The organism is Pseudomonas sp. NFPP02 (assembly GCF_900119355.1).
GTDB lineage: Bacteria > Pseudomonadota > Gammaproteobacteria > Pseudomonadales > Pseudomonadaceae > Aquipseudomonas > Aquipseudomonas paracarnis.
In genome coordinates this window covers 1-7537 of sequence record NZ_FPJI01000004.1, presented here as the reverse complement: position 1 = coordinate 7537, position 7537 = coordinate 1, and the positions used below count along the sequence as shown (strand labels likewise).

5 protein-coding genes are annotated in these 7537 nt (G+C 60.9%); 4 read left to right on the top strand and 1 reads right to left on the bottom strand.

What is annotated here, in order from left to right; genetic code table 11:
• Window positions 1-515: 515 nt before the first annotated feature.
• The 4 genes from BT204_RS08180 to BT204_RS08165 all read left to right on the top strand — a co-directional run bounded on the left by BT204_RS08180 (window position 516) and on the right by BT204_RS08165 (window position 6502).
• Window positions 516-1757, top strand: a complete 1242-nt coding sequence (locus tag BT204_RS08180) for an exonuclease SbcCD subunit D C-terminal domain-containing protein (protein WP_072446306.1) — start codon at window positions 516-518, stop codon at window positions 1755-1757.
• On the top strand, window positions 1754-5392 hold the full coding sequence (locus BT204_RS08175; RefSeq protein WP_072446305.1) for an AAA family ATPase: 3639 nt from the start codon (window positions 1754-1756) through the stop codon (window positions 5390-5392). Before BT204_RS08180 ends, BT204_RS08175 begins: the two co-directional genes overlap by 4 nt.
• Entirely contained in the window at window positions 5389-5982 is a 594-nt protein-coding gene (locus BT204_RS08170) for a glutathione S-transferase (RefSeq protein WP_072446303.1), read from the top strand. The genes BT204_RS08175 and BT204_RS08170 overlap by 4 nt, the downstream gene beginning before the upstream one ends.
• Window positions 5983-6121: 139 nt before the next feature.
• Window positions 6122-6502 (top strand): alpha-E domain-containing protein, encoded by a 381-nt coding sequence (locus BT204_RS08165; RefSeq protein ID WP_267899659.1) that lies wholly within the window; start codon window positions 6122-6124, stop codon window positions 6500-6502.
• A gap of 169 nt (window positions 6503-6671) precedes the next feature.
• Here the strand turns inward: BT204_RS08165 and BT204_RS08160 are convergent.
• The coding region (locus BT204_RS08160) for an Ig-like domain-containing protein (RefSeq protein WP_139271486.1) at window positions 6672-7537 on the bottom strand (866 nt) is incomplete at its 5' end.

Genomic DNA, 7537 nt, shown 5'->3' with positions numbered 1-7537 from the left:
ATCAATGGCGTGCCATCAAGGCGATCCCCGTGGCCGAACGCGAACAAGACCCGGCCACCGACACCACCAGTTTGCCGCCGCTCTACCCCAAGTAACCCAGCCTCGACCAACACCACAAAACCTTGTGGGAGTGGGCTTGCCCGCGATGGCGGTGTAACAGTCGGCAGATGTGCTGGCTGATACTCATCCATCGCAGGCAAGCCAGCTCCCACAGTGGATCTGCGTCGCCTGATCGACATGGCCCGCACCCTCGCCGACCGTGCGCTCGATTGCCTGCAACCCAACCCCACTGACACGCCATAGCCCCCGTAGGAGCGAGCTTGCTCGCGAAGAACTCATAGGCGCCGCGTTTATCCAGGAAACACGCGTCATCGTTGACGTTTTTCGCGAGCAAGCTCGCTCCTACAATCAGCCATCAGGGCTGGCCCACACTCCGTTGATCGCGTCGGCCATGAGTCCGCGTGCACTTTTACAGGTAAACTCCCCTCCTTTTCATCTTCTCCACGGAGTTCGCCTTGCGTCTGTTTCATACCTCCGACTGGCACTTGGGCCAAAACCTCCACGGCCAGGAACGCGACTTCGAACACGCTTGTTTCCTTGAGTGGCTGCTGGGCCAACTCAAGGCCCAGCGCCCGGACGTGCTGTTGATCGCCGGCGATATCTTCGACACGGTCAACCCGCCGCTCAAGGCCCAGGAGCGCTTGTATGACTTCATCATCAGCGCCCACGAACAACAGCCGACACTGACCATTGTGATGATTGCCGGCAACCATGACTCCGGTTCGCGCATTGAGCTGCCTGCGCCTCTGATGCGCCGCCTGCGCACCCACGCCCTGGGCCGGGTGCTGTGGCTGGATGACGGGCAACTGGATGCCGACCGGCTGCTGATCCCGCTGCCCAATGCCAAAGGCAAGATCGCCGCCTGGTGCCTGGCGCTGCCCTTCCTGCGCCCGGCGGAAGTCACCGGCGCACAGCTGGGCGATGATTACCTGCGCGGCATCGGCCAAGTGCATGAATGGCTGATCGCGGCCGCCAATGCCAAGCGCAACAAAGGCCAGGCGCTGATAGCCATCAGCCATGCGCATATGGCCGGTGGATCGGTATCCGAAGACTCCGAACGCAGCCTGATCATCGGCAATGCCGAGGCGCTGCCTGCCACACTGTTCGACCGAAGCGTGGCGTATGTGGCCCTCGGCCATTTGCACAAACCGCAAAAGGTCAATGGCGAGGAGCGCATTCGCTACAGCGGCTCGCCAATCCCCCTGTCGTTCTCCGAAATCGGCTACAAGCACCAGATTCTCGACGTGACGTTCCAGGGCGAAAGGCTGGTGGGCTGCGAACCGATCCTGATTCCCCGCTCCGTCAACCTGCAACGCCTGGATGCCGCGCCCTTGGCCGATATCCTCAAGCAACTCGGTGAGCTGCCCGACATCGACCTGCTCGCCGAAACCCAGCGCCACCCCTGGCTGGAAGTGCGCGTGCGCCTCGACGAGCCGCAACCGGACCTGCGCCAACAGATCGAAACTGCACTGCAAGGCAAGGCCGTGCGCCTGGTGCGTATCGCCGCCGAGTATGCCGGCACACGCGACAGCGCAGAGGTAGACGATGCGCAACTGATCGAACTCGACCAGCTCACGCCCCAGGAACTGTTCAGCCGCGCCTGGCAGGACAGCTACGGCAGTGAAGTGGATGAACAGACCTTGAAGGACTTCGCCGTGCTGCTCCAGGAAGTACAACAGGAGGGCGAAGAGCCATGAAGATCCTCGCCATCCGCCTGAAAAACCTCGCCTCCCTGGCGGGCCCGTTCGAAATCGACTTTACCGCCGAGCCCCTGGCCAGTGCGGGTCTGTTCGCCATCACCGGGCCGACCGGCGCGGGTAAAAGTACCCTGCTCGATGCGTTGTGCCTGGCGCTGTTTGGCGCGGTGCCACGCCTGGGTGACACCGGCCAGGCCAAGATGCCGGACGCCGACACGGATATTTCCATCGGCGACCCGCGCACTCTGATTCGACGCGGCACCGGTGGCGGCTATGCCGAGGTGGATTTTGTCGGTGTCAGTGGCCGTCGCTACCGTGCGCGCTGGGAAGCCAACCGCGCCCGTGACAAGGCCAGCGGCAAGTTGCAGAACAGCCGGCAAAGCCTGATCGACCTGGACAGCGACCAACTGTTGGCCAGCCAGAAAACCGAATACAAGACCCAGCTCGAATTGGCCCTGGGCCTGAACTTCGAACAGTTCACCCGTGCAGTGCTGCTGGCGCAAAGCGAGTTCAGCGCCTTCCTCAAGGCCAATGACAATGAGCGCAGCGAACTGCTGGAAAAGCTCACCGACACCGCGCTCTACACCCAGCTCGGCCGCCGTGCGTTCGATAAGGCCAAAGAGGCCAAGGACGCCCACAAACAGCTGCAGGACCAAGCCACCGGCGTGGTACCCCTGGCACCCGAAGCCCGCGCCGAGCTGGATCAACAGTTGGCCCACGCCCAGCAGCAGCTCAAGACCCAACAAGCCCAGCTCAAGCAGCTGGAGTTGCAGCACACCTGGCTCAAGGAACTGCGTGAATGGCAGGAGCGCCATCAACACGCAGTGGAGCAACTGCAACGCGACGAAGCAACCTGGGCCAGCCAAGGCCAGCAACGCCAAGATCTCAGCCTGCTGGAGCAGTTGGCACCGCAACGCCATCACTTCCTGCGCCAGGCAGAACTCGGCACCCTGCTGACGCCCCTGGCGGCACAGATTGCGCAGCACCTCGAGCAACAAACCACCCTGCACGCCCGCCAGGAACAGGCGCAACACCAGCAAGTGGCCGCCCAGGCTGCACTGGCCGAGGCCCTGAAACACCAGGCCGACGCCGCGCCCCTACTGCGCCAGGCCATCGAAGAGCAAAACACCCTCGCCCATGTGAGCCGCGAACTGGCCAAGCGCAACGAGGAAAAACACCAGCACGAAAGCGCCTGCACCGAAGGCCAGGCCCTGCTCGACGGTTTGCAACACACGCAAGCCCAAGGCACCGAGCGCCTGCAACGCCTGGCCACCGAACTTGAGCATAGCGCCGCCCTCGCGCCGCTGAGCGATGCCTGGAACGCCTACCGTGACCGCCTGCAACAACTGGTGCTGATCGGCAATCGCCTCAACCAAGGCCAGGCCGAGCTGGGGCAACTCGAACAGCGCGCCAGCGCCGCCGCCGAACAGTTCACCCAACAGCGCGAAGCCCTGGATTTGCTCTACCACGAGACCGGTGCCGAACCGCACGCGGTGGCCGAACAAATCCAATTGCTGGCCAGCCTGCTGCAAGACAATCGCAAGCAACAGCGCGCCTTCGAAGACCTGGCCCGTTTGTGGGACAGCCAGCAACAGTTGGATCAACAGGCAGGTGCGCTCACGCAAAAGCTCGCCGAGGCCGCGCAAAAACGCGAACAACTGAACCAGACCGGCCTGCAAACCAAGGCCGAACTCACCGTTGCCGAACAAACCCTGGCGGTGACCAAGCAACTGCTTGAGCGCCAACGCCTGGCCCGCAGTGCCAGCGTCGAGGAGTTACGCGAGCAGTTGCAGGATGACCAACCCTGCCCGGTGTGCGGCAGCCACGAACACCCCTATCACCAGCCTGAAGCCCTGCTGCAAAGCCTGGGCCGCCATGATGAAAGTGAAGAGGCGGCGGCGCAGAAAGCCGTCGACAGCCTCAAGGAAAAACTCACCGAACTGCGCGGTGAAGTCGGCGGCCTGATCGCTCAGCAAAAAGAGTTCCTGCAACAGCAGGAACAGTTGGCCACCCAGCAGCAGGGTTTGGCACCGAGCCTGCATGCCCACCCACTGTCGGCCTCGCTGTTCAATCAGGACCCCGCTAAGCGCAGCCCTTGGCTGGCCCAGCAACTGGCCCAATTGACCCAAAGCATCAGCCAGGACGAACAACGCCAAGGCGCCCTGCTCAACCTGCAACAGAACGCCGGGCGCTTGCAGCAACAATTGCAAGCGGCCCAGGACGCCAGCCAGCAAGCCCGGCAATTGCTGGTGGACCAACAACGGCAACTGGCCGGCGACCGCGAACGCCTGGAGGCGGAACTCAGCGCCGTCTCCAATCTGTTGCCCGCCGAGACGCTGGAAGGCTTGCGCAGCGCGCCTGCGGCGACCTTCATGCAGCTCGACCAACAGGTCAGTCAGCGCCTTGAGCAGTTGGGCCATCAACGCGACGAGCAGGCCGAGCAGCAGGAGCGCCAACAGGCCATCGAGAAACAACACACCCACCAACAGCATCGTCAGCAGCAACTTGAAACTGTGAATCTGCAAGTCGCCGAGCTGGCCGACCAGCAACACGCCGTCCAGGAAAAACTCCGCGCCTTGCTAGGGGATTACCCCAGCGCCGAACACTGGCAACAGCAGCTGGAGCAAGCCGTCACGCAGTCGCGTCAAAGCGAGACCGACGCCAACCAGGAACTGCACGCCGTGCACACGGCGCAAGTACAGCTGGCCGCCGACCTCAAGGCCCAGCAGCAACGCCAGCAGGCATTGGAGGCGGAGCAGCACGCCCTTGCGACACGCATCGGCGAATGGCGCGCCCAGCACCCAGACCTGGATGATCAGGGCCTGGCACGCCTGTTGGCCCTTGATGAAGCCCAGGTCGCGCAGTTGCGTCAGCACCTGCACAGCAGCGAAAAGGCCGTCGAGCAAGCCAAGGTTCTGCTGCACGAGCGCGAACAGCGCCTGGCCGAACACCAGGCCCTGCACAACGGCAACCTGGAGGCCGAGCAACTGGACGCCACCCTGGCAACGCTTGACCAGCAACTGCTCGAGGGTGAGAAACACTGCGCCGAACTGCGCGCACGCCAGTCCGAAGACCAGCGTCGCCAGAATGCCAACCAGGCCCTGGCCGAACAGATCGCCAAAGCTTACGAGCAGTGGCAGCGCTGGGCACGCCTGAATGCGCTGATCGGCTCGGCCACCGGCGACACCTTCCGCAAGATCGCCCAGGCCTACAACCTCGACTTGCTGGTGCACCATGCCAACGTGCAACTGCGCCAACTGGTGCGCCGCTACCGGCTTAAACGCGGCGGCAGCATGCTCGGGCTGTTGGTCATGGACACAGAGATGGGCGATGAACTGCGTTCGGTGCATTCATTGTCCGGTGGCGAAACCTTCCTGGTGTCGTTGGCGTTGGCCTTGGGCCTGGCGTCCATGGCCTCGAGCACATTGAAGATCGAATCGCTGTTTATCGACGAAGGCTTCGGCAGCCTCGACCCCGAATCCCTGCAATTGGCCATGGACGCCCTGGACGGCCTGCAAGCCCAGGGCCGCAAAGTGGCGGTGATCTCCCACGTACAGGAAATGCACGAGCGCATCCCGGTACAGATCCAGGTCAAGCGCCAGGGCAATGGCTTGAGTACCCTGGAGGTCAAGTGAACGAAGCGCTACTTTATTCGTTCCGGCGCTGCCCCTATGCGATGCGGGCGCGGCTGGCCTTGCGTTACTCAGGCGTTCCTGTGCGAATCGTCGAGGTGAGCCTCAAGGCCAAGCCAGCCGAGATGCTGGCGCTGTCGCCCAAGGGTACGGTGCCGGTGTTGAGTGTCGAAGGTCGAGTGATCGAGCAGAGCCTGGAGATCATGCAATGGGCGCTGGCGCAGCACGACCCGGATGATTGGCTGCTGCAAGGTGACCCTGCGGTGCTGGCGTTGATTGCCGAGAATGATCAGGTGTTCAAGCATCATTTGAATCGATACAAGTATGCCGAGCGCTATCTGGAACAACCGATGGAGCATTATCGGGCCGAGGGTGAGGTGTTCTTGCAAAAGTTGGAAGGCTTGCTGGCGGAGCGTGAGTACTTGCTCGCCGAACACCCGAGCCTGGCGGATGCGGCACTGGCGCCGTTTGTGCGGCAGTTTGCTCATGTGGATCGGGAGTGGTTTGCGGGTACAGCGTATGACCGGTTACAGGCGTGGCTACACCGGTTCCTGGAGTCCCCACTGTTCACCGCCGTGATGGCAAAGCCCTGAGGCCGATACACTCAAGTGTGGGAGCTGGCTTGCCTGCGATGCTGACGACTCGGTGCAACTGAAACACCGAGTTGATGCCATCGCAGGCAAGCCAGCTCCCACATTTGACCGTCGCTCAATTCCAGTACAGTGCCGGGTCTTGTTATCTAGCATCAAGTATGGGGCAGACCCGCTTTTGAATCAGTCCGTGTTCCACGAATTGTCGTCATTCGAGGCATACACCGAGCTGTATCCCAATGCCTTGAATGCCCGCTCGGTGTCGGAACTGCTGCTGTTGCGCAGCGACGTGCCGCGCTCGCTGCATGCGTGTATCGGGGAGTTGAGCCATATCCTCGCGGACCTGCCTGGCAGCTATGGACGCACGGCGCAGCGCTTGGCGGCGGAATTTGAAGCGCGGCTGCGGTATACGGGGATTGATGAGATTCTGGAGGATGGGTTGCATAGTCGGTTGACGGAGTTTATTGAAGCTATCCGGGAGTTGGCGCGGGCGGTGCAGAGCTCTTACCTGGCGGTTGTGTGAGGGCATTGCAGTCACTTGACGGTCAGTCCTTGTGGAGGCGTGGAAACCCTGCCCCCAAAGGACGATGTCGAGCTGCCTGAGTTTTTTGCCCGTGCGCACGTTCGCCGGGAGTGGCGCACGGGGCAGTCTTCCTTGAAGTAAATATGCCCCAGATTAGCCCTATGTTGATTTAACTAATCCCCCATATAGCAACAGAATTCCAACTCCCGTTATCAGGAGTAATCAGTAATTCATAAGGATCAGTTGCCGTATACCTACCAAACCTAAGCATAGTTTGATTACCCAACCACAGCGATCCAACGATAGGAAGTCCACCCACTCTGTATAAGTCAGCAAGTACCCTGCACTCAGCCTGAGTTGGAAAACGTGTACCTGAACTGGCGATAGCATTGACAGCTCTGGGCCATGCATTTTGCATTGGCGGCTGGCCTGTATGAACTCTCCGCCACATCGTTAAACCACTTATCGTCAAGGTATAAGAGGCGGTAGCTCCAACATTATCTGTCACTGTGATTTTCGTAGTTCCTTTGCCCGCCGCTACCACTCGCCCTGTCAACTCATCAACCGTTGCTACATTTTTATCAGCTGAACTGTAGCGATAAGGACGAACGCCACCTGTTGCACTTTGAGTATAGACAGCAGCCGCAGGTGGATTTGCGGGCGGGGCTCCTTGAATAACATGGTAGCCAGGGACTGCAAGAGTTTTATTCCCACCCGCACTTAAAGCGGGTTTGTAAATGGTGTATTCCACCACCGGAAAGCTGATGGCCTCGGCCTCAACCTTGCTCACACTGAACGCCGCTTTTAACTCCACCTGCAGCTTGGTGCCATGTCCCAACCCCTCCAGATAGGTACGAGCGATCCCTGGTTCGATTTTTCCGTTAGCGATCCAGGTCGGGTTCACAGCTGCACTGCCCGCCCCGTTGTACACCGTCAGCGAATGATCATCGCCCTTGTCCGTTTTCCCCTGCAGCTTCAACCAGACGGGGTAAGGTGCAGTGATAAACGGCCAGACACCAATTTGCCCTGTGGCAT

Coding starts and splice junctions, on each gene's coding strand:
- BT204_RS08175 (WP_072446305.1), top strand. CDS start 1,754: ATGAAGATCCTCGCCATCCGCCTGAAAAACCTCGCCTCCCTGGCGGGC.